Annotated in this window: 25 protein-coding genes; 12 read left to right on the top strand and 13 right to left on the bottom strand. The window is 73.7% G+C overall.

Annotated features, from left to right (window positions below):
- Positions 1-33: 33 nt before the first annotated feature.
- Positions 34-495 (bottom strand): SRPBCC family protein, encoded by a 462-nt coding sequence (locus EDD26_RS05345; RefSeq protein ID WP_123696759.1) that lies wholly within the window; start codon positions 493-495, stop codon positions 34-36.
- Between the two features lie 51 nt (positions 496-546).
- On the opposite strand from EDD26_RS05345, the gene EDD26_RS05340 reads away from it, so the two are divergent.
- Positions 547-1,011, top strand: coding sequence for a VOC family protein (locus tag EDD26_RS05340; protein WP_123696758.1), 465 nt, complete (start codon positions 547-549; stop codon positions 1,009-1,011).
- A 78-nt stretch (positions 1,012-1,089) separates the two neighbouring features.
- Here the strand turns inward: EDD26_RS05340 and rocD are convergent, their stop codons facing one another.
- The gene (gene rocD / locus EDD26_RS05335; RefSeq protein ID WP_123696757.1) at positions 1,090-2,325 is read right to left on the bottom strand and encodes an ornithine--oxo-acid transaminase; all 1,236 of its coding nucleotides are present in this window, start codon (positions 2,323-2,325) and stop codon (positions 1,090-1,092) included.
- The gene (ddaH, locus tag EDD26_RS05330; RefSeq protein WP_123696756.1) at positions 2,322-3,176 is read right to left on the bottom strand and encodes a dimethylargininase; all 855 of its coding nucleotides are present in this window, start codon (positions 3,174-3,176) and stop codon (positions 2,322-2,324) included. The genes rocD and ddaH overlap by 4 nt, the downstream gene beginning before the upstream one ends.
- A 91-nt stretch (positions 3,177-3,267) precedes the next feature.
- On the opposite strand from ddaH, the gene EDD26_RS05325 reads away from it, so the two are divergent.
- On the top strand, positions 3,268-3,705 hold the full coding sequence (locus EDD26_RS05325) for an Lrp/AsnC family transcriptional regulator (RefSeq protein WP_123696755.1): 438 nt from the start codon (positions 3,268-3,270) through the stop codon (positions 3,703-3,705).
- A gap of 27 nt (positions 3,706-3,732) precedes the next feature.
- Positions 3,733-4,146, top strand: coding sequence for an NUDIX hydrolase (locus EDD26_RS05320; RefSeq protein WP_211333830.1), 414 nt, complete (start codon positions 3,733-3,735; stop codon positions 4,144-4,146).
- A 240-nt stretch (positions 4,147-4,386) separates the two neighbouring features.
- On the opposite strand, the gene EDD26_RS05315 is transcribed toward EDD26_RS05320, so the two are convergent.
- A complete protein-coding gene (locus EDD26_RS05315; protein WP_245989770.1) occupies positions 4,387-5,136 on the bottom strand; it encodes a hypothetical protein in 750 nt (249 codons plus the stop codon).
- A gap of 71 nt (positions 5,137-5,207) precedes the next feature.
- A complete protein-coding gene (locus tag EDD26_RS05310) occupies positions 5,208-6,524 on the bottom strand; it encodes an FAD-dependent monooxygenase (protein WP_123696753.1) in 1,317 nt (438 codons plus the stop codon).
- A gap of 169 nt (positions 6,525-6,693) precedes the next feature.
- Between EDD26_RS05310 and EDD26_RS05305 the strand changes: the two genes are divergently transcribed.
- Positions 6,694-8,031: a hypothetical protein gene (locus tag EDD26_RS05305; RefSeq protein WP_123696752.1), complete on the top strand. Its 1,338-nt coding sequence runs from the start codon at positions 6,694-6,696 to the stop codon at positions 8,029-8,031.
- 42 nt (positions 8,032-8,073) lie between these two features.
- Here the strand turns inward: EDD26_RS05305 and EDD26_RS05300 are convergent, their stop codons facing one another.
- Both EDD26_RS05300 and EDD26_RS05295 read right to left on the bottom strand, forming a co-directional pair.
- The gene (locus EDD26_RS05300; RefSeq protein WP_123696751.1) at positions 8,074-8,832 is read right to left on the bottom strand and encodes a helix-turn-helix transcriptional regulator; all 759 of its coding nucleotides are present in this window, start codon (positions 8,830-8,832) and stop codon (positions 8,074-8,076) included.
- Positions 8,833-8,901: 69 nt separating this feature from the next.
- Positions 8,902-9,252, bottom strand: coding sequence for a nucleoside triphosphate pyrophosphohydrolase family protein (locus EDD26_RS05295; RefSeq protein ID WP_211333829.1), 351 nt, complete (start codon positions 9,250-9,252; stop codon positions 8,902-8,904).
- 37 nt (positions 9,253-9,289) lie between these two features.
- Here EDD26_RS05295 and EDD26_RS05290 point away from each other — a divergent pair, with 37 nt between their 5' ends.
- The 3 genes from EDD26_RS05290 (at position 9,290) to EDD26_RS05280 (ending at position 11,597) form a co-directional block, all read left to right on the top strand.
- Positions 9,290-9,787 (top strand): beta-class carbonic anhydrase, encoded by a 498-nt coding sequence (locus EDD26_RS05290; protein ID WP_123696750.1) that lies wholly within the window; start codon positions 9,290-9,292, stop codon positions 9,785-9,787.
- A 103-nt stretch (positions 9,788-9,890) separates the two neighbouring features.
- Positions 9,891-11,057, top strand: coding sequence for a MalY/PatB family protein (locus EDD26_RS05285; protein WP_123696749.1), 1,167 nt, complete (start codon positions 9,891-9,893; stop codon positions 11,055-11,057).
- A gap of 69 nt (positions 11,058-11,126) precedes the next feature.
- Complete coding sequence (locus EDD26_RS05280) at positions 11,127-11,597, top strand: GNAT family N-acetyltransferase (protein ID WP_123696748.1); 471 nt, start codon at positions 11,127-11,129, stop codon at positions 11,595-11,597.
- Between the two features lie 7 nt (positions 11,598-11,604).
- On the opposite strand, the gene EDD26_RS05275 is transcribed toward EDD26_RS05280, so the two are convergent.
- A complete protein-coding gene (locus EDD26_RS05275) occupies positions 11,605-12,549 on the bottom strand; it encodes a nucleoside hydrolase (RefSeq protein WP_123696747.1) in 945 nt (314 codons plus the stop codon).
- A 64-nt stretch (positions 12,550-12,613) separates the two neighbouring features.
- Here EDD26_RS05275 and EDD26_RS05270 point away from each other — a divergent pair, with 64 nt between their 5' ends.
- A complete protein-coding gene (locus tag EDD26_RS05270; RefSeq protein ID WP_245990039.1) occupies positions 12,614-13,309 on the top strand; it encodes a GNAT family N-acetyltransferase in 696 nt (231 codons plus the stop codon).
- 15 nt (positions 13,310-13,324) lie between these two features.
- Here the strand turns inward: EDD26_RS05270 and EDD26_RS05265 are convergent, their stop codons facing one another.
- Positions 13,325-13,684, bottom strand: a complete 360-nt coding sequence (locus tag EDD26_RS05265) for a VOC family protein (protein ID WP_123696745.1) — start codon at positions 13,682-13,684, stop codon at positions 13,325-13,327.
- A 63-nt stretch (positions 13,685-13,747) separates the two neighbouring features.
- On the bottom strand, positions 13,748-14,575 hold the full coding sequence (locus tag EDD26_RS05260) for a CPBP family glutamic-type intramembrane protease (protein WP_123698458.1): 828 nt from the start codon (positions 14,573-14,575) through the stop codon (positions 13,748-13,750).
- Between the two features lie 224 nt (positions 14,576-14,799).
- Between EDD26_RS05260 and EDD26_RS05255 the strand changes: the two genes are divergently transcribed.
- A complete protein-coding gene (locus tag EDD26_RS05255) occupies positions 14,800-15,684 on the top strand; it encodes an ABC transporter ATP-binding protein (RefSeq protein ID WP_123696744.1) in 885 nt (294 codons plus the stop codon).
- Positions 15,681-16,988 (top strand): FtsX-like permease family protein, encoded by a 1,308-nt coding sequence (locus EDD26_RS05250; RefSeq protein ID WP_170165537.1) that lies wholly within the window; start codon positions 15,681-15,683, stop codon positions 16,986-16,988. Before EDD26_RS05255 ends, EDD26_RS05250 begins: the two co-directional genes overlap by 4 nt.
- 111 nt (positions 16,989-17,099) lie before the next feature.
- Here the strand turns inward: EDD26_RS05250 and fgd are convergent, their stop codons facing one another.
- Together fgd and EDD26_RS05240 are read right to left on the bottom strand one after the other, a co-directional pair.
- Positions 17,100-18,089, bottom strand: a complete 990-nt coding sequence (fgd, locus tag EDD26_RS05245; RefSeq protein ID WP_123696742.1) for a glucose-6-phosphate dehydrogenase (coenzyme-F420) — start codon at positions 18,087-18,089, stop codon at positions 17,100-17,102.
- 75 nt (positions 18,090-18,164) lie between these two features.
- Positions 18,165-21,773, bottom strand: coding sequence for a proline dehydrogenase family protein (locus EDD26_RS05240; protein ID WP_123698457.1), 3,609 nt, complete (start codon positions 21,771-21,773; stop codon positions 18,165-18,167).
- 1,099 nt (positions 21,774-22,872) lie between these two features.
- Here EDD26_RS05240 and EDD26_RS05230 point away from each other — a divergent pair.
- Positions 22,873-24,456: a phytoene desaturase family protein gene (locus EDD26_RS05230; RefSeq protein ID WP_123696741.1), complete on the top strand. Its 1,584-nt coding sequence runs from the start codon at positions 22,873-22,875 to the stop codon at positions 24,454-24,456.
- A gap of 28 nt (positions 24,457-24,484) precedes the next feature.
- Here the strand turns inward: EDD26_RS05230 and EDD26_RS05225 are convergent, their stop codons facing one another.
- Positions 24,485-25,030 carry a thioesterase family protein gene (locus tag EDD26_RS05225; RefSeq protein ID WP_170165536.1) on the bottom strand — a complete coding sequence of 182 codons (546 nt, stop codon included), beginning with the start codon at positions 25,028-25,030 and terminating at the stop codon, positions 24,485-24,487.
- A 224-nt stretch (positions 25,031-25,254) separates the two neighbouring features.
- On the opposite strand from EDD26_RS05225, the gene trhO reads away from it, so the two are divergent.
- The gene (trhO, locus tag EDD26_RS05220) at positions 25,255-26,121 is read left to right on the top strand and encodes an oxygen-dependent tRNA uridine(34) hydroxylase TrhO (protein WP_123696739.1); all 867 of its coding nucleotides are present in this window, start codon (positions 25,255-25,257) and stop codon (positions 26,119-26,121) included.
- Positions 26,122-26,138: the final 17 nt, after the last annotated feature.

Raw genomic sequence — 26,138 nt, 5'->3', positions numbered from 1 at the left:
GCGAGCGTACGCCAGTCTCGCCGGTAAGCGAACTCAGGCTCCCAGCGCTCGGCGCATCCCCGCCTCCGCCGAGCGCATGACGGCGCCGTGCTGCCGGGCGAGGGCGCCGTGCAGCAGCGGGCTCAGCGCGCGCAGGACGCGCTGGCGCACCTGCACCTCCTGCGCGAACGCGACGCGGGTGCCGACCCCCTCGGGCTCGACGCGCCACGCGCACCAGCCCTGGAGGTCGCCGCTGATGGCGGCGCGCAGCTCGTGCGGCAGCGGCTCGCCCCCTGCCTCGTGCGCGTCCTCAGCCAGGGTGATGCGCAGGCGGTAGCCGAGCGGCGCGCGCACCTCCAGGTCGGCCGTGCGCGCCCCTGCGGTGAGCGAGCCACCGGTCACCCGCACCGCGGGCCACCACGCGCCGTAGCCGGACAGGTCCTCGAGGAGCGCCAGCACGGCCTCCGGGGCCGCGTCGAGCTGCCACGCGTGGTCGAAGCGGTAGTGCGTGCGCATCCGTCCATCATGCCCCTGTCCACCCTGGGAGCCGGGGCGTAGCGTCGCGCCATGAGCAGCCTCGTCGTCCACTTCGAGATCCACGCGAGCGAGCCGCAGCGGCTCATCGACTTCTACGCCCAGCTGCTGGGGTGGCGGTTCGAGCGGTTCGGGCAGTGGCAGTACTGGTCGATCGCGACCGGTGAGGGCTCGATCGGCACGGGCTCGCCCGGCATGGGGATCGACGGCGGGCTCACGCAGCGCGAGGGTCCGGCACCCGCGGCGGGCGCGCCCGTCAACGGCAGCACGATCGTCGTGAGCGTCGACGACGTCGACGCGTCGTTCGCGCGCGGCATCGAGCTCGGCGGCGCAGCGGCCGTGCACCCTGCGGACCTCCAGGGCGTCGGCCGCGTCGGCTACCTGCGCGATCCCGACGGCAACGTCTTCGGCATGATCTCCGAGGTGCTCGCCGACGGCACCGACGTGCGGCAGCAGGCGGACGCGGCCGACCCGATGCAGGCGACGCCCGAGCCGTAGCAGCTCGGGGACCCCCGCCGCCAGCGGGGACCCGGTGCACCGGGTCCCGTCCGGTGGAAGGGGTCCCCGACGCCCGGGCTACGCCCCGACGGCCGCCCGGAACTCCCGGACGAGCATGTCGAGGTCGCCCTCCTGGATGACGATGGGCGGCGCGAGGCGCACGGTCTGGCCGTGCGTGTCCTTCGCGAGGATGCCGCGCTCGAGCAGCCGCATGCAGACGTCGCGCGCCGTGCCGACGGCCGGGTCGATGTCGATGCCCGCCCACAGCCCCGCGCCGCGCACAGCGGTGACGCCGTGGCCGACCAGCTCGCCGAGCCCCGCGTGCAGCCTGGCGCCCAGCGCGCGGGCGCGCGCCTGCATGTCGCCCTCGGCGAGCATCCGCACGACCTCGAGGCCGACCGCGGCCGCGAGCGGGTTGCCGCCGAAGGTCGAGCCGTGCGAGCCGGGCGTGAGGACGCCGAGCACGTCGGCGTCCGCGACCACGGCCGAGACCGGCACCACGCCCCCGCCGAGCGCCTTCCCCAGCAGGTAGACGTCGGGCACGACGCCCTCGTTGTCGCACTGGAACGTCGCGCCGGTGCGGCCGAGGCCCGACTGGATCTCGTCGGCGATGAAGAGCACGCGCTCGCGCGCGGTGATCTCGCGCACGCGCTGCAGGTAGCCGGCCGGCGGCACGATGATGCCGGCCTCGCCCTGGATGGGCTCGAGCAGCACGGCCGCCGTGTTGGGCGTGATCGCGGCCTCGAGCGCCTCTGCGTCGCCGAACGGCACACGCACGAAGCCGGGCGTGAACGGACCGTAGCCGGTGGTGGCATCCGGGTCGTCGGAGAACGAGACGATCGTGGTGGTGCGGCCGTGGAAGTTGCCCTCCATCACGATGATCTCGGCCTGCCCGGCGGGCACGCCCTTGACCTCGTAGGCCCAGCGGCGAGCCACCTTGATGCCCGACTCGACGGCCTCGGCACCGGTGTTCATCGGCAGCACCATGTCCTTGCCGGCGAGCCGCGCGAGCGCCTCGACGAACGGTCCGAGCGCGGCGGCGTGGAACGCCCGGCTCGTGAGCGTGACGCGGTCGAGCTGCGCGTGCGCCGCCGCCAGCAGGCGCGGGTTGCCGTGGCCGAAGTTGACCGCCGAGTACGCGGCGAGGCAGTCGAGGTAGCGGCTTCCGTCGACGTCGGTCACCCAGGCGCCGGACGCCTCGACGACCACGACCGGCAGCGGGTGGTAGTTGTGCGCGGCGCTCGACTCGACCTGCGCGATGGCGGCCTGCGTCGCGGTGCTCAGCGCGTCGGCGTGGGTCGTCGTGCCGGTCATCGTCGCAGCTCCAGCGTGCAGCACTTGATGCCGCCGCCGCCGAGCAGCAGCTCGGAGAGGTCGAGGCCGATCGTCTCGTAGCCGCGCTCGGTGAGCTGGCGCTCGAAGTCGGTCGCCCTGCCCGCGATGAGCATCGTGCGGCCGTCGCCGAACGAGTTGAGGCCCAGCACGGCGGCGTCCTCCTCGTTCACGTGCACGGCGTCGGGGTAGCGGCGCTCGAGCTCGGCGCGGCTGGCGTCGTCGAAGGCCTTCGGCAGGTAGGCGATGTTCTCGTCGTCGAGGATCGCGATCGCGGTGTCGAGGTGGTAGAACGCCGGGTCGACGAGGCGGAGGCTCACGACCTCGCGGCCGAAGATGCCGCGCAGCTCGTCGTGCGACTCGAGCGAGGTGCGGAAGCCGTGGCCGGCGAGGATCGCGCCGTTCGAGAGCAGGAAGTCGCCCTCGCCCTCGTTGATCTGCTGCGGCTCGTGCACCTCGAAGCCGTTCGCGGCGAACCACGCCATGTAGGCGGGGCCCTCCGGCACGCGCTGCTCGTAGGTGAACTTCGCGCCGTAGGCCTTGCCGTCGAGCGTGAAGCCGCCATTCGCGGCGTAGACCATGTCGTTGAGGCCCTCGATGGGGTCGATCAGCTCGACGTCGTAGCCGAGGCCGCGGTAGGCGTCGTAGAGCGTCTCCCACTGGCGGACGGCGGTCGAGGTGCTCGTGGGGATCTCGGGGTGCATCCAGGGGTTGATGCGGTAGCTCACGGTGAAGTGCTCCGGTCGGCACATCAGCACCGTCTTGTGCACGGCGGAGCGGGTGGTCGGGGCTGCGGTCTCGGGGCGCGCGATGATGGTCGTCTCAGGCTGCATGGCTCCATGCTCGCAAGGAATCGACGCACGGGCGGCGGTTTCGACGCCGGTTCTTTGCGAGCAGACCCGTGCGGGTCGTAGATTCGTGCGCATGGATCGCATCGACCACGGCATCATCGACCAGCTGCGGCTCAACGCCCGGGCGGGCTACGCCGACATCGGCGGCGAGGTCGGGCTCTCGGCCTCCGCCGTGAAGCGGCGCATCGACCGTCTGGTGGCCGACGGCGTCATCCGCGGGTTCACCGTGCAGGTCGACCCGGCGGTCGAGGGGCTCGCGACCGAGGCCTACGTCGAGCTGTTCTGCCGCGGGACGGTCTCGCCGAAGGACCTCAAGCGCATCCTCTCGGGCGTTCCCGAGATCGTCGAGGCGGGGACGGTGACGGGCGAGGCGGACGCGTTCGTGATCATGCGGGCGCGCGACGTGATCGCGCTCGAGGACGCGCTCGAGAAGGTGCGCGCGGCGTCGAGCGTCGACCACACCAGGTCGGCCATCGTGCTCTCGAAGCTCATCACCCGGAACGCAGGCTAGCCGCCGGCGATCGCTACCGTTGCAGGCATGCGCGTCATCACCGTCTCGGCGATCTGCTTCGAGCGCGAGGACGGCGCCGTGCTGACGGTGCGCAAGCGCGGCACGAGCGCGTGGATGCTGCCGGGCGGCAAGCCGGAGGCGGGCGAGGGCGCCGCGGCGTGCGCCGTGCGCGAGGTGCTCGAGGAGCTGGGCGTCGCGATCGCGCTCGACCGGATCGAGCCGATGGGCGACTTCGAGACGCGCGCCGCCAACGAGGCGGGCTTCGCGCTGCGCGCGAGCGTCTTCCGCACGCGTGACGCCATCGCACCGGAACCGCTCGCCGAGATCGAGGCGGTGCGCTGGATCGACCCGGCGGTCGGGATCGACGACGCGGCAGAGGCGCCGCTCAACCGCGAGCTCGTGTTCCCGCTGCTGCTGGCGGAGCGCGCTCGGCACCGCTGAGACGAGAAGGGGGCCCGACCATCGCGGTCGGGCCCCTCTTGCATCAGCGGGCGGCAGCGTCACGGCTGCCGCGCAGAGCCTCGCTCCATGATCGAGGGTCCCGCTCGTATTCCCTTGTCTGGCCCGATTCCCCTCCGCCTCTCGGCGTCGGGGCCCCAGCCGGGCCGTTCGACCACGGTAGTGACGCCACCTGGGCATCCGCCATGGGGAGAACTACCCATCGCTGGATGCGGGCCGACGTCACGCGTCGGCGTCGTGGAGGAAGCCCGGCGGCCCCTGCGTGGGACGCCGGGGCCGATAGCGGCGCCACACGTCGCGGAAGCCGAGGTAGCCCCGGCGCATGGACACCGCGCACCAGGCGAGGCCGACGGCGACGCCGACGGCGATCGCCCACGGCACGGAGCCGGTCGACGTGACCACGATCGCGGCGGCGAGCAGGCCGTCGACGCACGCGTTCACCACCACGATGAGCACCATCGAGCTGCCGAAGAGGTGGCTGGCTGCGCTGCGGCGAGCGATGAACGAGTAGGTCTGGTCCATCCCCGCCTGGTCGTCGGTGACAGCGGCGAGGAAGTAGCCCGCGACGCGGGGGTCGAGGTCGACGTAGCCGCCGCGCAGCCGGTTCATCGCGACGACGTACATCATGTCCTCCTGCGCGACGTTCAGCACGCGGAGCTGCGTCATGAAGCCGATCAGCGCGAGGAACGCCAGGATCGCGAGCATCGCCGGCGAGAACCAGCCGGCGTAGCCCGATGCCTGGCCGAGCAGCCCCATCGTGACGAGCCCGGCCGACACGAGCGTCAGGAAGATCGTGATGCGGGTGAGCACCTCGCTCTGCGCGGTGCCGCGAGCGGCGAGCAGCCCCCAGTGCTCGGTCGCGAGGATCTGGGCGCGCCGGGCGAGCGCGGCGTCGGTCTCGGCGCTCGCCGCGGCGGGGGCGTCAGCGCCCGACGCATCCGGCGCCGAGGGCGCGGCCAGGTCGTCGGCCATGGCTCATTGTGCGGCCGATCGCGCGTCGGCCGCCAGGGCCCTCCTGCAGCGGCGCAGCGCCGCAGCCGTGCTCAGTCGACGTGCCGCGGCGAGCGCCAGCCCAGCATCCAGTCGCCCGCGAGCTCGGCCAGCATCGTCGGCATGAGGTTGAACGCGCCGTTGCGGGCGGCGACCAGCACGGGGTTGCGCGCCTGCACCGTGGTGCGCGCGAGGCGGTGCGAGAGCTGCTGGAAACGCTGGGTGCGGCCGACCCGCTCGCGGTCGTACTGCCGCAGCGCCTCGTCGCGGGAGTGGTCCTCGAGCAGGATGCCGAGCGTCGCGGCGTCCTCGAAGGTCAGGTTGCCGCCCTGGCCGAGCGTGGGCAGCATCGCGTGCGCCGCGTCGCCGAGCAGCACCACGCCCGGGCGGTGGAAGCTGCGCAGCGGCGTCGCGAGCGACCACAGGTCGCGGCGCACGATCCCGGCCTGCGGCGTCGCGGCGATGTGATCGCGCACCTCGGGCGCCCAGGTGTCGAAGCGGGCGCGGGCGGCCTCGAGCTCGTCGCGCGAGGAGCGGCCCATGCGCGCGTGGGCCATGCCCCACCAGTAGACGCGGCCGCCGTCGATCGGCTCCATGCCGAACTCTGCGCCGCGACCCAGGTACTGCCGCACGCCCGAGGGCGAGTCCGCCTCCGCCTGCACGACGCCGTACCAGCAGGTCGCGCCGGAGTAGTCGGTGCGCGCCTTCGGCCAGAGCGCCTTCCGCACCGCGGAGTCGATGCCGTCGGCGCCGACGACGAGGTCGGCCTCGATCGTCTCGAAGCGGGCGGCCTCGACCGCGCGCACCTGCGCGCGGCTCGCGCGGCCCTCCGCCCGGCGGTCGATGGGGTCGTCGCCGGGCTCGAGTGCCCGGTGGATGCGGCGGCCCAGCTTCGTGCCGCGCGCCCGGTCGCGGCGGCGCTGGCGCTCGTCGCGGGCGTCGGCGGAGTCCGGGTCGGCCGCGCCGTGCTCGATCGTGACGCTCGGGCGGCCGCTCGCGCCGTCGGTCACGCCGACCACCCGCATGCCGGTCTCGATCTCGCGGCCCTCGCGGAGCGCATCCAGCAGGGTCGAGCGGTGGATCGCGTGGATCGCGCTCGAGTCGAGCTGGAAGCCGCGGTGCAGCGGCGAGCCCTGGTCGGTGAAGATGCCCTCCGGCAGTGCCCGGACGGCACGCTCGCGCACCGCGTCGCCGACGCCGAGGGCGTCGAGCGCCGCAAGCCCGTTCTCGGTGATGCTGATGCCGGCGCCGACGCTGCGCACGGCGGGCGCCGCCTCGAGCACCCGCACCTGCCAGCCGGCGGCCTCCAGTCCACGGGCGGCGGCGAGGCCGCCGAGTCCTGCACCGACGATGATGGCGGTCTGCGTCATGCCCGCAGGCTACCGTCGTGGGCTGGACGGCGCGGCGGGACGATCCTCCGAGGCGTGGTCGGCAGCAGAGGGGTGGCGGAAGCGCCACCTTCCGCTCGTCGGTCGCCGGGTGCACGATCCTGCTCGAGGGCCGGCATCCGGGCCGGCCACGGCATCGGCAGGAGACGTGATGCGAACGGTGATGCGCGGCGTGGCAGCCGCAGGACTGGCAGGGGCGATGCTCGTCGTCGCGCCTGCCGCGCACGCGGCCAGCGGGTGCGAGGTGATGACGATGCGGCAGCCCGCGAACGCCCAGTACGGCACGGTCATGGACATCGAGCAGGTGCCGGGCGTCGGGACCGTCTACTACGGCAGCTTCGAGCTCGTCGAGGGGGACGGCAGCTGGGGCAGGCATCCCGTCGTCTGGTACGGCCTCGACGGGGAACCCGTGCGGGTCGGGCCGACGGACATGGTCGACGGTGTCGCCTTCGAGCTGACCCCGACCGGCCTCATCAACGGCCAGGGCTTCGACGCATCCGGTCGCGAGCGCGCCTGGGTGCAGAGCCTCCGGTCGGGGCGGATCACCTGGGTCGAGACCGAGCAGGAGGCCGCTGGGATCGGCGTGCGACGCATCAACGACCGCGGTGATGCGGTCGGCACCGTCTGGACGAGCGACCTCGAGGCCGAGGCCCGCGTGTGGTCGCCGCGCCTCGACCGACCGGGCACGGCACTGCCGAACGACAGCGCATTCCCGTACGCCGAGGGTTGGGACATCACCAACGACCTCCGGGTCGCGGGCGCGACCTCGCTCGAGCTGCCGGACCTCGAGGCCGTCGTGCCATGGGGAGCGATCTGGTCACGGCGGGGCGAGGTCACGCACGTGGCGAGCAATCCCGGCGTCGAGGCGGACACGTACGTGCGCCTCCTGGACGAGCGCGGCGAGGCGGCTGGGGTCGCGTGGTTCGGCGACTGGTTCGGCGGCCACTACGAGGCCGCTCGATGGCCCTCGCCCACGACGATCGAGTCGCTCGGACTGCTGCCGGGAGGCGGCTTCAGCGCGGTCTACGGGCAATCGGAGGGCGGCTGGGTCGTCGGCCTCGCCGACCGGTTCGACCCGGCCAGCGCTGGGGCGAACGAGGAGGGCGTCGTCGACCACAGCGTGCTCTGGACCGATGACTCGGGCGTCGCACGCGTGCTGCCGAGCCCCTACGCGCTCGAGCAGGGCCAGGAGGACTGGCGAGACTGGATCGGCGGCGCCGCCCACGGCGTCAACGCCGCGCTCGACCAGGTGGGCTCGACCTCCCACACCGGCTGGCACGTGGACGGCAGTCCTCGCCTCGACCCCGTCGTCTACACGAACGCGAGCGCGTGCGGTGCGGCGGTGACGACGAGCCACACGGCGTTCTGGGAGGAAGCGGCGCCCGAGGGTGCGGCCGCGACGGCCGGCGCACGGACCGCGGCGAGCGGGCAGCAGCCCGAGGGCTATGAGCACGCGAGGGCGCAGGAGCGGATCGCCCGGGTGCGCTGACGGCGGCCGGAGCACCGCCCGCAGCGCGGGTGGGGCTGCACTTCAGCGGAAGGTGCGTACGCCTCCCACACGCGCGGCGTCCCTCCACAGGACGGCGAGCTCGGTGCGCGAGCGCGCTCCCGTGCGGTCGAACAGCAGCGCGAGGTGCTTGCGCACCGTACGGCTCGAGAGCCCGAGCCGTCGTGCGACCTGGTCGTTGGTCATGCCCGCGGACACGAGCTCGACGACCTGCGTCTGCCGACGTGTGAGTCCGACCGGGCCACGGCCCGTCCCCGCGATCGCCTCGAGCGACCGCAGCGACTCTCGGGCGCGCAGCGACGCACCCAGCGCCGTCGCCAGCAGACCGACCGCATCGACGTCGTCGTCGCTGAAGTCGTCGTCGGTCCGCCACATCGACAGCAGCGTCATCCGGCTGCCTGCGCGCTCGACGACGAGCGCAGCCTGATAGGTCAGCCCACGCGGCTCCAGGCACACCTGGAACACCTCCGAGCGCCGCAGCTCGCGCACGTCGACGACCTCGGTGAGCCGACGCCGCGGCCTGTTCGCCGTCGCGAGGTGCGTCGCATACGGATGGGTGCCGAGCAGCCGTCGCCACGCAGCGCCTTCGCTGACGTCCAGCGGCGCGGCACCGTGCGTCAGCACGTTCGACGAGCCGTCGGCGAGGTCGACGCTCGAGAGCGTCACCGCGTCGGTGCCGACCTGCTGCGCGACGAGCGCCAGCAGCTCCGGCAGCGCATCCTGGCCGTCGACCACGGCGCGGCACAGCTCGACACCGCCGAACGCGAGGGCGCGAGCATCCATGCGCCGAGTATGCGCACCTGTCGCTCGCGACGCCAGAGCCGAGGCGGTGCGGTGCGAGTCGGTCGAGCGTCAGTCCCGCTCGGGCGCATCCGCCTCGCCGGCCCGCTGCGACACCCGCCGGTCCCAGACGAGCCACTTCTCATCGATCGCCTGCTCGATGTCGACGCCCGTCGCCTCCGCGAGCGCGAGCAGCATCCCCACCGCGTCCGCGAGCTCGAGCGCGAAGCGGCGATCGATCTCCTCCGGGCTGTGGCCCTTGTCTCGCTGCCGGCCGGTCTTCGCCAGCCACGCCTGCACGACCTCGCCGACCTCCTCCTGCAGCTTGAGCACGAGCCAGTCGGCGTCGCGCTCGAAGCCGTAGACGTCGGCGTACCGGCGCGAGATCGCGTCGATCTGGCGGGCGAGCGCTCGGAGCTCCATGCGGCCCATGCTCGCACGCGCGGTAGATTCGGTGACCATGGAACACGCCTTCGACGACCTGCTCGCGAGCAACCGCGACTTCGCCGCCTCCTTCGACCTGCAGGGCTTCGACGGTGTCGCGAAGTCCGGCGTCGCGATGGTGACCTGCATGGACTCGCGGATCGACCCGCTCGGCATGATCGGGCTCGTGCCCGGTGACGCGAAGATCCTGCGCAACCCGGGCGGCCGCGCCACCGAGCGCACGCTCGTCGCGCTCGTGCTGGGCGTCAACCTGCTGGGCGTCGACCGCGTGCTGCTCGTGCAGCACACGCGCTGCGCGATGGCCTCGAAGTCGGAGCGCGAGCTGCTCGTCGACATCTCGCACGCCGCCGGCACCGACGCGTCGTGGCTCGACCTCGGCGCGATCGAGCACCAGCGGCTCTCGATCATCGAGGACGTGCACCGCGTGCGCTCGCACCCGCTCATCGGCGACCGGGCCCGCGTCGGCGGCTTCCTCTACGACGTCGACTCCGGCCTCCTCGAGCAGGTCGCCTGAGCCTCGACGGAGCAGCCGGCGCCGCGAGGGGATAGCGCCCTCGCCCGACCGATCGCTCCGTCGGGATCTCGCCGGACGGAACCCGCGGCGGCAGGATGGGGGCATGGATCCCTTCCTGCAGGTGCCCCTCGCCGACCTCCGCGATCGGACGAGCATCAAGTGGCGGTTCTTCGAGCCCGACGTGCTCCCGCTGTGGGTCGCCGAGATGGACGTGCTGCCCGCCGAGCCGATCACCGAGGCCGTGCACGCGGCGATGCTTCGCGGCGACACCGGCTACCCGCACGGCACCGGCTACGCGGAGGCCTTCGGCCGGTTCGCCGCTGACCGCTGGGGCGCCGCGGTCGACGTCGAGCGCACCGCGCTCGTCAGCGACGTGATGATGGGCGCGTTCGAGCTCATCCGCATGCTCACCCCGCCCGGCGGCTCCGTGATCGTCACGAGCCCGGTCTACCCGCCGTTCCACGCCTACGCCGCGCACGCCGAGCGGCAGGTGGTCGAGGCGCCGCTCGGGCCCGACCTGCGGCTCGACCTCGCGGCGATCGAGGAGGCCTGCGCGCGCGTCGGCGGCGCCGGAGCGGTCGTGCTGCTGTGCAACCCGCACAACCCCACTGGCACCGTGCACACGCGCGCGGAGCTCGAGTCGCTCGCCGAGATCACCGCGCGCCACGGGGTGCGGGTGATCGCCGACGAGGTGCACGCACCGCTGCTCTTCGACGCGACCTTCACGCCCTACTGGACCGTCGACCCGCGCGGCTTCTCGCTCACGAGCGCGTCGAAGGCGTGGAACCTCGCGGGCCTCCGCACCGCGCTCATCGTCGGCGGCGCCGAGACGGCCGACGACCTCGCGGGCATCGCCGAGGTCGTGAGCCACGGCCCGTCGCACATCGCCTCGATCGCGCACGTGGCGGCCTTCGACGACGGCCGGGCGTGGCTCGACGACGTGCTCCTCGCCCTCCGCGAGCACCGGGCGCTGCTCGCGCGGCTGCTCGTCGAGCACGCGCCCACGATCCGCTGGCGACCGGGCGAGGCGACGTTCCTGGCCTGGCTCGACTGCAGCGCGACGCGCGTCGCCGACCTCGACCCGCACGCCGAGGCCGGCTACATCGGGCTCTCCACCGGCCCCGCGAAGGCGTTCCTCGAGCAGGCGCGCGTGGGCCTCAGCGCCGGCGAGGCGTTCGGCACCGGCGGCGAGAACCACGTGCGCCTCAACCTCGGCACGCGGCCCGAGGTGATCGAGGAGGCGGTCCGGAGGATGGGCGCGGTCGCCTGATCCGCGCGGCGACCGTCGACGGCTGGCCGCGTCGTCGCGCTCGTGGGCGCCGGCCCCTAGCGTCAGGGCATGACGATCCGACTGCGGCCGCTGCGCGACGACGACCTCGACCAGCTCTTCCGCTGGGAGCGCGACCCCGACGCCGTCGCGATGGCCGCCTTCACGCGCGAGGACCCCACCGACCGGGCGGCCTTCGACGCCCACTACCGGCGGGTGCGCGCCGATCCCGAGAACCACCTGCTCGTCATCGAGCAGGGCGCGCAGCTCGTCGGCGCCGTCTCGACGTTCACGATCGAGCAGGAGCGCGAGGTCAGCTACTGGATCGACCCGGCCCGCTGGGGGCGCGGCATCGCCTCCGCGGCGCTCGCGCTCCTGCTGGAGCGCGAGCGGCAGCGGCCGCTCTTCGCCCGCGCCGCGGCGCACAACCCCGCCTCAGCCGCCGTGCTGCTGCGCAACGGGTTCGTGCTCGTCGGCTCGGAGACGTCGTGGGCCGCCGGCGTCGGCAGGGAGATCGTCGAGCACGTCTACCGGCTCGACTGACCCAGCCTCAGGCGCCGGCGAGCAGGTCGACCATGCGGTCCTCGAACCCCGGCTCGACCTCCATGACGACGCGATGGCGAGCGCCCTCGCGGTCGGGCCAGGTGCCCCACTCCCCCTCGAGCCGCGCGACGGTGCGCCCGCGCGAGGGGCCGTCGCTGCAGTCGACCTCCACGTCGACGATCGGCGACAGCGTCGTGCGCACGAGGCCGGTCGCCACCGCGAGCGCGAGCGCGTCGTGGTTGCCTGACGCGCGCTCCCCCGTGTAGCCCTCGTAGTAGCCGAGGTAGAAGTCGAGGATGTCCGACGAGAAGCGGCCGACCGCGCCGCCGGCGGCGAGCCGCGCGCGATGCTCGTCGGTGATGAGCGAGGTCATCGTCACGTCGAGGCCCACCATCGTCAGCTCCCACGGCGCGTCGAAGACGGCCTGCGCCGCCTCCGGATCGTGCCAGATGTTCGCCTCCGCGGTGTCGCTCACGTTGCCCGCCGCGAGCGCCGCACCGCCCATGATCGTCACCTGCCGGATGCGCTCGGGCAGGGTCGGGTCGGCGTCGAGCGCGGCCGCGAGGTTCGTGAGCGGTCCGACCGCCACGATCTCGAGCGTGCCGTCGTGCTCGTGGCTGAGCCGCAGCATGAGCTGGACCGCGCTCTCGGCCGCGAGCCGCGGCTCGTGGGCGGTGTCGGCGCATCCGCCCAGCCCGTCGTCGCCGTGCACCTGGGGCGAGAAGACGGCGACGCGGCCGTTGCGGGGGCCGGCGGCGCCCACCGCGATCGGCACATCCGCGTGCCCGGCGAGGCGCAGCACCTCGGAGGTGTTGCGCGCGCCCTGATCGACGTCGACGTTGCCCCACACGACGGTGCAGCCGACCAGTTCGATCTCGTTCGAGAGCGCGGCGGTGAAGAGGGCGAGGGCGTCGTCGATCCCGGTGTCGACGTCGAGCAGCACGGTGGTCACCCGTCGAGCCTAGGCGGGCGCGCCACTGGCGGCGGCGCTCGGGCAGGACGACACTGGGGTCGTGATGCGCCTGCCGGATCTGCCGCAGCGCGACCGCATGCAGCTGCGCGCAGCGTGGGCGGACGCGGTGGGCGTGCCCGTCACGGCCTTCGACGGCGAGGGCGTCACCTGGGTCGAGCGCGACGACCTCGACTCGGTCGTCGTCATCGAGCTCGGCGCCGCGATGGTCGTCGCGGCGCCCAGGAGCGCGCTCATCGCGCTCGAGACCCGCCACCGGGTGACGCTGCGGGATGCCGCCGCGGTCGCGGCGCTGCTGCCGGGCTCGCGAGTGGTCGGCTCCGCGCACCTGCTCTTCACCGGCACCCGGCCCGCAGCGCCCTCGCACGGCGTCGTGCCGGGCGACGATCGCGACCTCGCGCTCGTCCGCGAGGCGGTCGACGGCGACGAGTGGGCCGAGGCGGGCGTCGAGCCGATGGAGCGCCACTGGGCGGTGCGCGAGGGCCGGGAGCCCGTCGCCGTCGCGGGCTTCCAGCGCTGGCACACCACCATCGCCCACATCGGCGTCGCCACCGCGGCACGGCGGCGCGGCCGCGGCTACGCGTCGGCCGCGGCGACCGGCGCGGTGTGCGCGGCGATCGACGCGGGGCTCGTGGCGCAGTGGCGCTGCCGCACCGGCAACGCGGCATCGCTGCGGGTCGCCGACCGGCTCGGGTTCACGCGCGTCGGAGCGCAGGCAGCCGTCGCGCTCGCGGTGCCCTAGCGACGGGCGGTCGCGTCAGCTGCTGCAGAGGCAGAACGGGTGCCCGGCAGGGTCGAGGAAGACGCGGAACGTCTCGCCCGGCTGGTGCTCGTGCTTCGTCGCGCCGAGCTCGAGCACGGCGGCCTCACCCTCGTCGAGGTCATCGACGACGACGTCGAGGTGCATCTGCTGCGGGTGCTCCTGGCCTGGCCAGTCGGGCGCCGCATACTGCTCGACCTGCTGGAAGCAGAGCATCTGGCCGTAGTCGGCCTTGATCTCGACCCAGTCGTCGTCGGAGCTCGACACCGGCCAGTCGAGGAGCGCGCTGTAGAACCGCGCGAGCGCGGCGGCGTCGGGGCAGTCGATGACGAGCGTGGGGAAGCGTGCGATGGCCATGGCGGCGAGGCTACGGGAGGCCGCCGACATCCGGAACACCGGCTTCTCGACGACGGCGCGCGATCAGAAGCCGTGGACCAGCGGGAAGATCGGCAGCGCCTCCTGGTGGTGCGCGTGCACGATCACGAGGAACACCACCGCGTCGAACAGCAGGTGCACCGTCACGACGTAGAAGAGGTTCTTCGTCCAGGAGAAGATCGCGCCCTGCACGAGCGCGAACGGGATCGTCAGCAGCGGCCCCCACGACTGGTAGCCGAGCTCCCACAGGAACGAGACGAAGATCGCCGCCTGCAGCAGGTTGGCGAGCCACGGCCGGAAGTGGCGCAGCAGCAGCGTGTAGACGGTGCAGATGAAGAAGAGCTCGTCCCACAGCCCGACCGCGTTGACGCCCATGAACAGGCGCCCGATCATGTCCCACTCCGCGACCGGCGGCCAGTTGCGGTAGACGCCGGAGGTGAGGAAGTAGAACGGCAGGATCAGGTAGGCGGCGAAGACGACCACGATGAGGTACGTCCACATCCGCCGCGACCAGCGCCCGCCCTTCCACGGGAAGCGCACCGCGTGGTCGCGGTAGACCCAGCGCGAGATCGCGTAGGGGATGAGCACGGCGCCGCCGAGCGCGATCGTGAACCGCAGGATGCCGGCGTTCGAGATGTCGGCGTGCAGGGAGATCATGCTGATCCAGGCGAGCGCGATCGCGATGATCGCGAGGTCCTGCCCGAGCTTCGACGAGCGGCCGGCGCGGTCGGTGAGCACGCCGCCGAGCACGCCCAGGATGAGCGGCAGGTAGCCCCAGTCGGTCATCACCCAGAACTGCAGCACGGCGCCGAGCGAGACGAGCGCGGCGGGGATGATGGCGACGGGGTGCGTCGCGGTGCCCTCGGCCGCGATCCGCGACGAGCCGCCGGCGGCACGGCCGCCACCGGTGCGGCCGTCATCGGAGCGGCTGCCCGGCGCGAGGCGGCCGGATGCCGGCGTGTTCGGGGCGGCGGTCGTCACGCACCCAGCCTACGGACGAGCGCCTGTCAACCGAGGGGATGATCCTGCATCCACCGCTCGATGCAAAGGCGCCGCGATCGCTCGGATCTGCGGCCGGGCGATGCTCGGATGGAGCCATGCAGACCAACAGACTCGATGCCCAGCGGCTCACCCACACCTACGGCGAGGGCAACAGCGCCGCTCCCGCGCTCGCCGACGTCTCGCTCACGATCGGCGCGGACGGCCCGGAGGCCGTCGCCATCATGGGCCCCAGCGGGTCGGGCAAGTCGACCCTCCTCCACGTGCTCGCCGGCATCATCGCGCCCGCCGACGGCCGCATCGTCTGGCGCGGACGCGACCTCGCGACCATGCGCGACGGCGAGCGCACCCGGCTGCGCCGCAGCGACTTCGGCTTCGTCTTCCAGTCGGGCCAGCTGCTGCCGGAGCTGCCGGCCATCGAGAACGTCGCGCTCCCGCTCATGCTCGGCGGCGGCTCGCGGTCGGCCGCGGAGGCGCAGGCGGGCACCCTGCTGCACCGGCTCGGCCTCGGCGGCATGCTCGCGCGCCGGCCGGGCGAGCTCTCGGGCGGCCAGGCGCAGCGCGTCGCGATCGCGCGGGCGCTCGTCGGCCAGCCCGGCATCGTCTTCGCCGACGAGCCGACCGGCGCGCTCGACCGGTCGACGGGCGACGCGGTGATGAGCCTGCTCATCGGCGCGACGCTCGGCCATGGCGCCTCGCTCGTCGTCGTCACGCACGACCCGGAGGTCGCGGCGATGTGCTCGCGCGTCGTCCGCCTGCAGGACGGCCGCATCGTCAGCGATGAGCGCGCCGCCGGCGACGGATGGCCGCAGACCGCCCCCGCCGGCGCGGAGCGGCCGGCCGCGACCACGCCGCTCGGCATGGGCGTGCCCGTCGCGCAGGCGGCGCTGCCGCAGCACCCCTCCTACGGCGCCGCGCGTGCCGAGCAGCGCGTCGAGAACCCGATGACCGCGCACCAGGGCTGGATCGAGGCGTCGCGATGACCGCCCTCCGACTCTGGGCGCGCCTCGCCCGCGCGACCGGCCCGCGCGCGACCGACGTGCTGAGCGCGATCGCCTTCGCCTTCGCGACCGCGGCGCTGCTCGCCGTGCTCGGCGGCGTCAACGCCTTCCGGATGCGGCTCGAGAGCGGCGCCGTCGACCGGTTCGACGGAGAGTTCGTGCTGACGCTCGCCTTCGTGGCAGCCGCGCTGCTGCTGCCCGCGGTGTGGACGCTCGCGCAGGCCGCCGTGCGGCTCGCCATCGCCCGCCGCGACGACCGGCTCGCGGCGCTGCGGCTCGCCGGCGCGACGCGCGGCCAGGTGAGCGCGATGGCCGTGCTCGACGCACTCGCGCAGGCGGTCGTCGGCGTCGCGATCGGCGCGCTGCTCGCGCTCGCCGTCACGCCGCTCATCGCCCGGATCGAGTTCCAGGGCATGCCGTTCGCGATCACCGAGCTGCTGCCGCCCGCCTGGGTGTGGCTCGCCGCCGCCGGCGCCGTGCTCGCGGTCGCGCTCGGAGCGGCGCTCGCGTCGCTGCGCCGCGTCCACGTCACCCCGCTCGGCGTCGCCCAGCGCGTGCGCGGCAAGCGGCTCTCGCTCTGGCGCATCCTCGTCTTCGTCGCCGCGGCGGCCGCGTACGTCGCCATCGTCGTCTACGACGTCGTCGACCTCGGCATCGCGTTCTCGATCGCGCTCATCGCCGTCTTCGTGCTCGCGTACACGTTCCTCGGACCGCTCATCATCCAGGGCGTCGCCTGGCTCGTGGCCAAGGGCGCGCGCCGTCCGGCGACGCTGCTCGCCGCGCGCCGCGTGCTCGACGACCCGCGCGGCGCCTTCAACATCGTCGGCGCGATGGCGATCGCCGTGCTGGCCGGCGGCTTCGCCTCCCTCGCGCCCGCGACCGCCGGCGGCGCGGACCAGATGAGCACCGACATGGCGACGGGCGCGGCGCTCACCATCGCGATCGCCGGCGTGCTCGGCGCGGTCCTCGCCGGCATCGCCCAGTCGGCGAAGGTGCTCGACCAGCGCCGCGAGCACCGGGCGATGCACCGCATGGGGGTCGAGCTGCCGGTGATGCGCGCGGCGATCGTGCGGCAGGTGGCGCTGCCGCTGCTCGTGGCGGTCGGCGGCGCTGCAGCGGCGGCCCTGCTGCTGATCCTCCCCACCTTCCTGTGGTGGATCCAGACGCCCGGCTCGATCATCATGTGGGCGCTCATGGCCGTGGGCGCCGTCGCCCTGACGCTCGCGGCGACCGCGTGCGCGCTGCCGCTCGTGCGCCGCGTCGCGACGGAGCTCGCGGCGGCGTAGCCGGCCGGCGCATCCGCCGCTCCGGCCGCGCTCCACCGCCACGACCCGACCCGCCCCGCCGACCCGACCTGCCGCAGCAGGTCCGGTCAGCGCGGGCGGGTCGAGCGGAGGTCAGCGCGGGAGGAGCGGGAGCACGTCCTCGGAGAAGTGCTCGAGGAAGCGGCGCTGGTCGTCGCCGGGGCCGTGGAACACGAGGTGGGTGAAGCCGAGCTCGGCGTAGTGGGCGATCCGGGCCGCCACGTCGGCCGCATCCGAGCCGACGATCCAGCGCTTCGCCACCTGCTCGATCGGCAGCTCGTCGGCGAGCCGCTGCATCTCGAGCGGGTCGTGCACGCTGTGCTTCTGCTCCTGCGTGAGCGAGAGCGCCGCCCAGAAGCGGGTGTTGTGCAGCGCCGCGTCGGGGTCGCGGTCGTAGGAGACCTTGATCTCGATCATCCGGTCGACGTCGGCGGTGTCGCGGCCCTCCTTCTCGAGGCCCTCCTCGAGGTTCGCGACGATCGTGTCGCGGTAGTACTCGTCGCCCTTGCCCGACGTGCAGATGTGGCCGTCGGCGAAGCGCGCCGCGTACCGGGTGGTGGCGGGCCCGCCGCCGGCGACGTAGATGGGGATGGGGGCGTCGGGCCGGTCGTAGATCGTCGCACCGCTCGTCGCGTAGTAGTCGCCCTCGAAGTCGACCCGCTCCTCGGTCCAGAGCCGGCGCATGAGCCGCACCGACTCGCGCAGCCGGGCGAACCGCTCCTTGAGCTCGGGGAAGTCGACGCCGATCGCCTGCTCGTTGAGCGACTCCCCCGTGCCGACGCCGAGGATCAGGCGGCCCGGGTGCACCTGGCCGAGGGTCGCGAACTGCTGGGCGACGACCGCCGGGTGGTAGCGGAGGGTCGGCGTGAGCACCGAGGTGCCGAGCACGATGCGCTCGGTGCGCTCGAGCGCCATGCCGAGCCACGCGACCGCGTTGGGGGCGTGCCCGCCGTCGTGCCGCCACGGCTGGAGGTGGTCGGAGATGAACGCGCTCTCGAGCCCGACCTGCTCCGCGAGCTGCACGAGCTCGAGCAGCTCAGCCGGGGAGAACTGCTCGGCGCTGGCCTTGTATCCGTACCGCATGGAGCAAGTCAAGCACTCGCGGCCGGAGGGACGGCCCTCGCCGGTCGGCGAGGTGCCGCTCGACAGCCGGAAGGGCTAGACCTTCAGCGCCAGCATCTGCTCGTCGGGGTTGCCGAAGCGGTGCGCCGTGATCGACACCGCCTGCTCACGCAGGAACGGCAGCAGCTCGATGCGGCCCTCGGTCGTCACCGGCCCGTCGTAGACCGCGACGCGCACGTTCCCCGCGAGCACCTCGCGCAGCTGTGGGTCGGACCCCACGACGCGGATGCGCCGCACCGGCTCCGACACGCGGGTCAGCCCGAGCGCGTCCTCGGTGTGCACCGGCTCGAGCGCCCCGCCGGAGCGGATGCGCTCGTGGAAGGCCGCGTCGGACTCCTCGACGATCTCCTCGATCCGCAGGTGCGGGATCGGCAGGCGCGAGAGCTTCACGACGCCGCTCGGGACCTCGAGCGCCGACGAGATGCGCACGACCGCCCGGGTGCGCGCCGCCGCGGCGAGCAGCCGCACGAGATCGACCATCGCGCCGTCGTCCGCCACGCGGATGAGCAGCTCGGCCGGCCGGTAGCGGAGCACGTTGCGCTCGACGCCGAGCGCGGAGACGTCCTTCGACACCCCGAACTCCTCCTCCCACCAGCGCTCGTCGCTGTTCGCGCCCGCGCGCACGCGGTCGAACTCGATGAAGTCGAGCTGCGGGGTCGCCGCCTCGATGACCCCCGCCACGCGCTTGTGCAGGCCGTGCAGGCGCACGGACTTCCTCGGCTCGGCGTGCACCGGCTCCCAGTCGACGAGCGTCGCCAGGTAGTTCGGTCCGCCCGCCTTCGCGCCGGGGCCGACCTGCGAGAGCTTCCAGCCCCCGAACGGCTGCCGGCGCACGATCGCGCCGGTGATGCCGCGGTTGACGTACAGGTTGCCCGCCTGCACCTCGTCGAGCCAGTGCGCCACCTCGTCGGGGTCGAGCGAGTGGATGCCGGCCGTCAGCCCGAACGGGGTGGCGTTCTGCGCCTCGATCGCCTCGTCGAGCGTGTCGACCTCGATGAGCGACAGGTGCGGGCCGAAGAACTCGGTCACGTGCGACATCGTGCCCGGCAGCACGGCGTCGCGGATGCCGGGCGACCAGAGCCTCCCCGACGCATCCAGCTGCCGCGGCTCGAGCAGCCACTCCTCGCCGTCCTCGAGCGTCGTCAGCGCGCGCAGCAGGTCGCCCTGCGCGGGCTCGATGAGCGGCCCCACGTGGGTGCGCGGGTCGAGCGGCGAGCCGACCCGCAGCGTGCGCGCCGCGTCGATGAGCTGCCGGCGGAAGCGCTCGCTGTCGCCCGCCGTGCCGACGAGGATGGCGACGGACGCCGCCGAGCACTTCTGGCCGGCGTGCAGGAAGGCGCTGCGCACGATGTCGGCCGCCGCGAGCTCGAGGTCGGCCGAGGGCGTCACGATGATGGCGTTCTTGCCGCTCGTCTCGGCGAGCAGCGGGAGGTCGCTGCGCCACGAGGTGAAGCGCGCCGCCGTGTCGGACGAGCCGGTGAGGATGAGCCTGCCGACGGCCGGGTGGGCGACGAGCCGCTGCGACAGCTCGCCCTCGTCCATGTCGCACAGCACGAGCACGTCGCGCGGCACGCCCGCCTCCCAGAGCGCCTCGGCCAGCACGGCCGCCGAGCGGCGGGCCTGCGGCGCGGGCTTGAGGATCACTGCGGACCCGGTCGCGAGCGCCGCGGTCACGCCGCCGCAGGCGATGGCCACCGGGAAGTTCCACGGCGGGGTGACGACGGTGAGCGCCACGGGCCGAGGCCGCGCGTCCTCCACCTGCTCGAGCAGGATCGCCTGCTCGGCGTAGTAGCGCGCGAAGTCGATGGCCTCCGACACCTCGGGATCGGCCTCGCCGATCGTCTTGCCCGTCTCGGCGATCATCACCTCGACGAGCCGCCCGCGGTAGACGCCGAGCGCCTCGGCCGCGTCGCGCAGCACTGCGGCCCGGCGCTCGGCACCCAGTGCCGCCCAGTCCCCCGCCGACTGCGCTGCCCGGTCGATGCGACGCTCGAGCGTGGGCCAGTCCTCGATGCGGTTCATGCCCAGCGTGCGGATGCCGAGCTGCGACTCCGCGGCGCGTGCCACCACCTGCCGTCCCCACGCGCGGTTCGACGCGAGCGACGGGTCGGTGTCGGGCTCGTTCTCGAACCCGAGCGGATGCGTCACCGACACGGCGAGGTCGCCCAGCCGGTCCTGCGTGCGGTTCGGACGCGGCTCCCCCGCGGCGTCCTCGCGCTCGAGCAGCGCGATCGAGGCGAGGAAGCGGTCGCGCTCGCGCTGCAGCACGGCGGGGTCGGCGAGGTCGAACATGCTCGACATGAAGTTCTCGCCCGAGGCGTTCTCCTCGAGCCGGCGGATCAGGTAGGCGACGGCCGCGTCGAACTGGTCGGGTCGCACGACGGGCGTGTAGAGCACGATCCGCGGGAAGACCTCGCGCACGGCCTCTCGGTGCTCGGCGGCCATGCCCAGCAGCATCTCGGCGTCGATGCGCTGATGCGTGCCGTGGTGGCGGGCGATCTCGGCCGCGTACGCGAGGTCGAAGAGGTTGTGGCTCGCGACGCCGAGCCGCACGGCGAAGGCGTTCTCGGGCAGCAGCGCCTCGCGCAGCACGCGCTTGAAGTTCGCGTCCGTCGACGCCTTCGACGGCGCGACGGCGAGCGGCCATCCGTGCAGCGCCGCGTCGACGCGCTCCATCGCGAGGTTCGCGCCTTTCACGAGCCGCACCTTGATGCCCGCGCCCCCGTCGGCGCGGCGCTGCTTCGCGAAGGCGGCGAGGCGGCGGTAGGCAGCGAGGGCATCCGGCAGGTACGCCTGCAGCACGATGCCGGCGTCGAGGCTCGCGAGCTCAGGCCGGGTGAGGAGGCGCTCGAAGACCGCGATCGTCAGGTCGAGGTCGCGGTACTCCTCCATGTCGAGGTTGATGAACTTCTGCGGGCTCGACTCCGCGGCGAGGCGGTAGAGCGGCAGCAGCCGCTCGACCACCTCGTCGACGGTCTCGTCGAACGCCCACGCCTGGAGCTGCGGCGCCATCGCCGACACCTTCACCGAGACGTAGTCGACGTCGTCGCGCTGCAGCAGCGCCATCGTGCCCTCGAGGCGGCTCACCGCCTCCTCGTCGCCCAGCACGGCCTCGCCGAGCAGGTTGATGTTGAGGCGCGTGCCGTCCGCGCGCAGCTTGCTGAGCGGCCGCGCGAGCCGGTTCGGCGAGGCGTCGATCACGAGGTGCGAGACCATGTCGCGCATCGCGCGCTTCACGATCGGGATGATCAGGCGGGGCGTGACGATGCCGAACCCGCCGCCGACGGTGACCCCGAGCTTGAGGTACCAGTCGAGGAAGCCGGGGATGTCGCGGCTGAGGGCCTCGAAGTTGCGGGCGCTCACCCGCGGATCCTCGGGCCGCACGACCTTGTCGACGAAGCCGATGGCGAAGTCGAGGCCGGCCGGGTCCTTCAGCAGGCCGGCGAGGCGCTCGGCCGCCTTGTCGGGCTTCGAGGTGCTGGGTCGCGCCGCCCAGCCGCGCACGCGTTCGACCGCCGCGAGCGCGAAGGGGTCCGCGGACTCCGGCTCGGTCAGCGCGACGGGCTCCGGGGCCGAGGCGGGCGCCGCGGCGAGCGGATTCGGGACGGGCGGGGGCGCGACGGGTGCCGCCTGCGGCGAGGGCATGGGGATCGCACGCTCCGGCTCCGGCTCCGGCGCCGGCTCCGGCTCGGGCTCCGGTTCGGGCTCGGGCTCCGGCTCGGGCTCCGGCTCGGGCTCGGGCTCGGGCTCGGGCTCCGGCTCGGGCTCGGGCTCGGGCTCCGGCTCGGGCTCGGGCTCCGGCTCGGGCTCGGGCTCCGGCTCGGGCTCGGGCTCGGGCTCCGGCTCCGGCTCGGGCTCCGGTTCGGGCTCGGGTTCGGGCTCCGGTTCCGGCTGAGGCTCCGGCTCCGGCTCCGGTTCGGGCTCCGGCTGCGGTTCGGGCTCCGGCTCCGGCTGCGGCTCCTGCTCGTGCACCGGCTGCGGCTCCGGCTGCGGCTCCTGCACCGGCTGCGGCTCCGGCCGGGCTCCGGGCTCCAGCGCGATCCCGGGCTCCGGCGCCGGCGGCGCCGTCGGCTCGGGCTGCATGTCGAGCTCCGGCTCGAGCTCGCGCCCGGCACGCTCCGCGGCCGCGCGCGCGGCGACCCTCGCGGCGAGGCCGCCGATGCGCGGCTGATCCGAGGGCGGCAGCACGGGGAGCATGGGCGAGACGGCGTGCCGGGCGCGAGCGGCGGCATCCCGGGCGTCCGACGTCGGCGCGTCGGTCGGCCGCGCCTCGCTCGGCGCGGCGACCGCGCGCAGCTCCGCCGCCAGCTCGACGGCGTCCATCTGCTGGGTCGGCACGTCGGCGCCCTCGCGCGACAGCGACCATCCGCCGGCCGGCAGCGCCTCGCCGACGTGGGCGGACGGGGACAGCTCCGCGGCGGCGAGGGGATCCGTCGCGGCCGCGAACGTCGCGTCGTCGACCTCGAAGGCCGGCAGGGAGTCGCCGGGCCGCAGCGCCACGAATGGATCGTCCGCGCGCTGCTCGTCGACGACCTCGACGTGCTCCTCCGGCTCGAGCGCCGGACCGTCGGTGCGGTGGTCGGCGTCGGCATGGGCGATCGCGTCGGCGATCAGCGCGTCGAAGTCGTCCCTGCGCTGCTCACTCATGCCGCATATCGTATGCGTGCGGACTCTCGAGGCCGACGGACGCCGCACCTGCGCGCGCCCGCGGCGCGGTGCATCCGCCGACCTACGAGGAGGCACCATGCCGCGCGTCGCCATCATCGGTGGAGGCCACAACGGGCTCACCGCAGCCGCCTACCTCGCCCGCGCGGGGGTCGAGGTGACCGTGCTCGAGCGGCTGCCGCACGTCGGCGGCGCGGCCGTCTCGGCGCAGGCGTTCGACGGGCTGGACGCGCGGCTGTCGCGCTACTCCTACCTCGTGAGCCTGCTGCCCGAGCGGATCATCCGCGACCTGGGGCTCGACGTGCGGCTCGCGCGGCGCCGCTACTCCTCCTACACGCCGGAGCCCGGCACCGATCGCGGCCTGCTCATCGACGCGGGCGACTGGGAGGCGACGCACGCCTCGTTCGCCGCGATCGGCGCTGCGGACGACGCGGATCGCTTCGCGGCGTTCTACGGCCGCACGACCCGCCTCGCGGGTGCCCTCTTCCCCACGATGACCGACCCGCTCCCCACCCGGGCGGCGGCGCGCGAGGCGGCCGGCGCCGCATCCGCGTGGTCGGAGGTCGTCGACGCGCCGATCGCCGACGCCATCGAGCGCGCCGTCGGCCACGACCTCGTGCGCGGCGTGATCGCGACGGACGCGCTCATCGGCACCTTCGCCGCGCTCGACGACCCCGGGCTCGAGCAGAACCGCTGCCTGCTGTACCACGTGATCGGCGGCGGCACCGGCGACTGGGACGTGCCGATCGGCGGCATGGGGCAGGTCTCCGGCGAGCTCGAGGTCGCCGCGCGGCAGGCCGGGGCGACCGTGCTCACGGGCGTCACCGTGACGCGCGTGACGCCGGACGGCGACGTCACCTGGAGCGAGCACATCGGCGGCCTCGCGAACGACTCCGAGGGGCTGCCGACCGGCACCGAGCTCACGGCGCAGTTCGACCTCGTGCTCTCTGCCGTCGCGCCGCACGTGCTCGGACAGCTGCTCGGCGACGAGGCCGACGCCGCGCCGCGCCCCGAGGGCGCGCAGGTCAAGGTCAACATGCTGCTGTCGCGGCTCCCCCGGCTCCGCGACGGCGTCGCGCCCGAGGCGGCGTTCGGCGGTACCTTCCACATCAACGAGGGCTACGGGCAGCTCGGCCGGGCCTACGCCGAGGCGGCCGCCGGCCGCATCCCGGATCCGCTGCCGTGCGAGATCTACTGCCACTCGCTCACGGACCCGTCGATCCTGGGAGACGACCTGCGCGCATCCGGGGCCCACACCCTCACCGCCTTCGGCCTGCACGTGCCCGATCGCCTGCTGACGCGGGAGACGAACGACGGGATGCGCGACGAGCTCGAGCGCGCCGTCGTCGCGTCGCTCGACTCGGTGCTCGCCGAGCCGATCCGGCCGCTGCTGCTCGAGGGCGCCGGCGGGCCGGCGATCGAGACGAGGACGACGCTCGACGTCGAGGATGCGCTCGCGATGCCCGGCGGCAACATCTTCCACGGACCGCTCTCGTGGCCGTGGCTCGAGCAGGAAGCGACGTCGATCGCGGAGGCGTGGGGCGTCGAGACGCGGCATCCCCGCATCCTCATGGCCGGTTCGGGCGCTCGTCGCGGCGGGGCCGTCTCGGGCATCGGCGGCCACAACGCGGCGCACGCGGCGCTGGAGCTGCTCCGCCCGTAGCCGCCGGTCGCCGATGCGCTGGGCGCGCTCAGCGCGGCGTGCGGCCCGCCCAGTCGGAGCGGTGGGTCGCGCGGCTCGGCGGCAGCGCGTTGAGCCGAGCCCACTCGGCGACGCGCTCGTCGAGCTCCGGCAGCTGCACCTCGATGCCCGCCGCCTCGAGCACCTCGACGACGCGGGCGATCTTCGCCGTGCCGACGCCCTTCTCGATGAAGCGCGCCTGCACGACGCCGCGAGCGTGCAGCTCCCCGTCGACGACGAAGCGCTGCTGCAGGTAGATGGCGCGCTCGTCGCCCCCGAGCACCGCCGTCTCGATGTCGAAGCGCTGCCACAGGTCGAGGCTGCGTCGGTAGACCATGGACGACTGCCCCACGACGGCGTAGATGCCGGCCTTCGCGATCGCGTCCGCCATCCCGGTGCGTGCCGTCATGTCGACGCGCGCGAGGTCCATGTACGACGGGTACCGGCCGTTGTTCATGTGGCCGAGCAGGTCGATGTCGGTCGGCAGCACCCGGAACGAGGTCTTCGCCACGTCGTCGATCGCGAGCTCCGGCTTGCCCTTGCTCTTGACGGTCATGGCCATCAGCCACTGCAACCACATGTTCACGAGGAGCCATCCTGCCCGACCGTCGAGCCGCGCCCGCGCACCTTTGGACCTCTCGCACAACGCAAGCCCGGTCGCGGATCCGCGCGGCTGTGCAGCCCTCGCCGCCCGGCAGTGCCGACATCCGGGGCGAGGGCTTGCATCGTGCGGGAGGGCCGGTGTCGGCGATCGGGGCGCGGGGCTGGGAGGATCGTCCGATGCACAAGGTGCTGCTCTACTACCGCTTCACGCCCATCGCCGACCCGGAGGCGGTGCGGCTGTGGCAGCACGCGCTCGCGACGTCGCTCGGCCTCACCGGCCGCATCCTCATCTCCCCGCACGGCATCAACGGCACCGTCGGCGGCGACATGGAGGCATGCAAGCGCTACGCGCGGGCCACCCGCGAGTATTCGGGGTTCCGAGGCATGGACATCAAGTGGTCGACCGGCACCGGTGACGACTTCCCACGGCTCACCGTGAAGGTGCGCGACGAGATCGTGACGTTCGGAGCGCCCGACGAGCTCGAGGTGGACGCGGGCGGCGTGGTCGGCGGCGGCACGCACCTGCAGCCTGCGGACCTGCACCGGCTCGTCGAGGAGCGCGACGACGTGGTCCTCTTCGACGGGCGCAACCGCTTCGAGGCCGACATCGGGCGCTTCCGGGGCGCGATCGTGCCCGACGTCGAGACGACCCGCGACTTCGTCGACCTGCTCGACTCCGGCGCCTACGACCACCTGAAGGACAAGCCCGTCGTGACGTACTGCACCGGCGGCGTGCGCTGCGAGGTGCTGTCGTCGCTCATGACGAAGCGCGGCTTCAGCGAGGTGTACCAGCTCGACGGCGGCATCGTGCGCTACGGCGAGACGTTCGGCAACGCCGGTCTCTGGGAGGGCTCCCTCTACGTCTTCGACCAGCGGCAGACGATGGACTTCGGCTCCGGCGCGGCGATCCTCGGCACCTGTGTGCGCTGCGGCACCGCCACGAGCGGCATGGGCAACTGCGCCGTGTGGTCGTGCCGCAAGCAGGTGACGACGTGCGAGACGTGCGAGCCCGCGTGCGCCGCGCACGCCGCTGCCGCCGCCTGAGGCGGCGCGCAGACCCC

Source organism: Agrococcus jenensis (assembly GCF_003752465.1).
GTDB lineage: Bacteria > Actinomycetota > Actinomycetes > Actinomycetales > Microbacteriaceae > Agrococcus > Agrococcus jenensis.
This window is presented reverse-complemented; position numbering and strand designations above follow the sequence as displayed.

Bases quoted from the DNA above. Each gene is read 5' to 3' on its own strand.
- EDD26_RS05305 (WP_123696752.1), top strand. From the start codon at position 6,694: ATGCGAACGGTGATGCGCGGCGTGGCAGCCGCAGGACTGGCAGGGGCG.
- rocD (WP_123696757.1), bottom strand. From the start codon at position 2,325: ATGACCGGCACGACGACCCACGCCGACGCGCTGAGCACCGCGACGCAG.
- EDD26_RS05290 (WP_123696750.1), top strand. From the start codon at position 9,290: ATGGAACACGCCTTCGACGACCTGCTCGCGAGCAACCGCGACTTCGCC.
- EDD26_RS05230 (WP_123696741.1), top strand. From the start codon at position 22,873: ATGCCGCGCGTCGCCATCATCGGTGGAGGCCACAACGGGCTCACCGCA.
- EDD26_RS05295 (WP_211333829.1), bottom strand. From the start codon at position 9,252: ATGGAGCTCCGAGCGCTCGCCCGCCAGATCGACGCGATCTCGCGCCGG.
- EDD26_RS05280 (WP_123696748.1), top strand. From the start codon at position 11,127: ATGACGATCCGACTGCGGCCGCTGCGCGACGACGACCTCGACCAGCTC.
- trhO (WP_123696739.1), top strand. From the start codon at position 25,255: ATGCACAAGGTGCTGCTCTACTACCGCTTCACGCCCATCGCCGACCCG.
- EDD26_RS05285 (WP_123696749.1), top strand. From the start codon at position 9,891: ATGGATCCCTTCCTGCAGGTGCCCCTCGCCGACCTCCGCGATCGGACG.
- EDD26_RS05325 (WP_123696755.1), top strand. From the start codon at position 3,268: ATGGATCGCATCGACCACGGCATCATCGACCAGCTGCGGCTCAACGCC.
- EDD26_RS05320 (WP_211333830.1), top strand. From the start codon at position 3,733: ATGCGCGTCATCACCGTCTCGGCGATCTGCTTCGAGCGCGAGGACGGC.
- EDD26_RS05345 (WP_123696759.1), bottom strand. From the start codon at position 495: ATGCGCACGCACTACCGCTTCGACCACGCGTGGCAGCTCGACGCGGCC.
- EDD26_RS05310 (WP_123696753.1), bottom strand. From the start codon at position 6,524: ATGACGCAGACCGCCATCATCGTCGGTGCAGGACTCGGCGGCCTCGCC.
- EDD26_RS05300 (WP_123696751.1), bottom strand. From the start codon at position 8,832: ATGGATGCTCGCGCCCTCGCGTTCGGCGGTGTCGAGCTGTGCCGCGCC.
- EDD26_RS05265 (WP_123696745.1), bottom strand. From the start codon at position 13,684: ATGGCCATCGCACGCTTCCCCACGCTCGTCATCGACTGCCCCGACGCC.
- EDD26_RS05255 (WP_123696744.1), top strand. From the start codon at position 14,800: ATGCAGACCAACAGACTCGATGCCCAGCGGCTCACCCACACCTACGGC.
- EDD26_RS05270 (WP_245990039.1), top strand. From the start codon at position 12,614: ATGCGCCTGCCGGATCTGCCGCAGCGCGACCGCATGCAGCTGCGCGCA.
- EDD26_RS05315 (WP_245989770.1), bottom strand. From the start codon at position 5,136: ATGGCCGACGACCTGGCCGCGCCCTCGGCGCCGGATGCGTCGGGCGCT.
- EDD26_RS05250 (WP_170165537.1), top strand. From the start codon at position 15,681: ATGACCGCCCTCCGACTCTGGGCGCGCCTCGCCCGCGCGACCGGCCCG.
- EDD26_RS05240 (WP_123698457.1), bottom strand. From the start codon at position 21,773: ATGCCCTCGCCGCAGGCGGCACCCGTCGCGCCCCCGCCCGTCCCGAAT.
- ddaH (WP_123696756.1), bottom strand. From the start codon at position 3,176: ATGCAGCCTGAGACGACCATCATCGCGCGCCCCGAGACCGCAGCCCCG.
- fgd (WP_123696742.1), bottom strand. From the start codon at position 18,089: ATGCGGTACGGATACAAGGCCAGCGCCGAGCAGTTCTCCCCGGCTGAG.
- EDD26_RS05225 (WP_170165536.1), bottom strand. From the start codon at position 25,030: ATGACCGTCAAGAGCAAGGGCAAGCCGGAGCTCGCGATCGACGACGTG.
- EDD26_RS05340 (WP_123696758.1), top strand. From the start codon at position 547: ATGAGCAGCCTCGTCGTCCACTTCGAGATCCACGCGAGCGAGCCGCAG.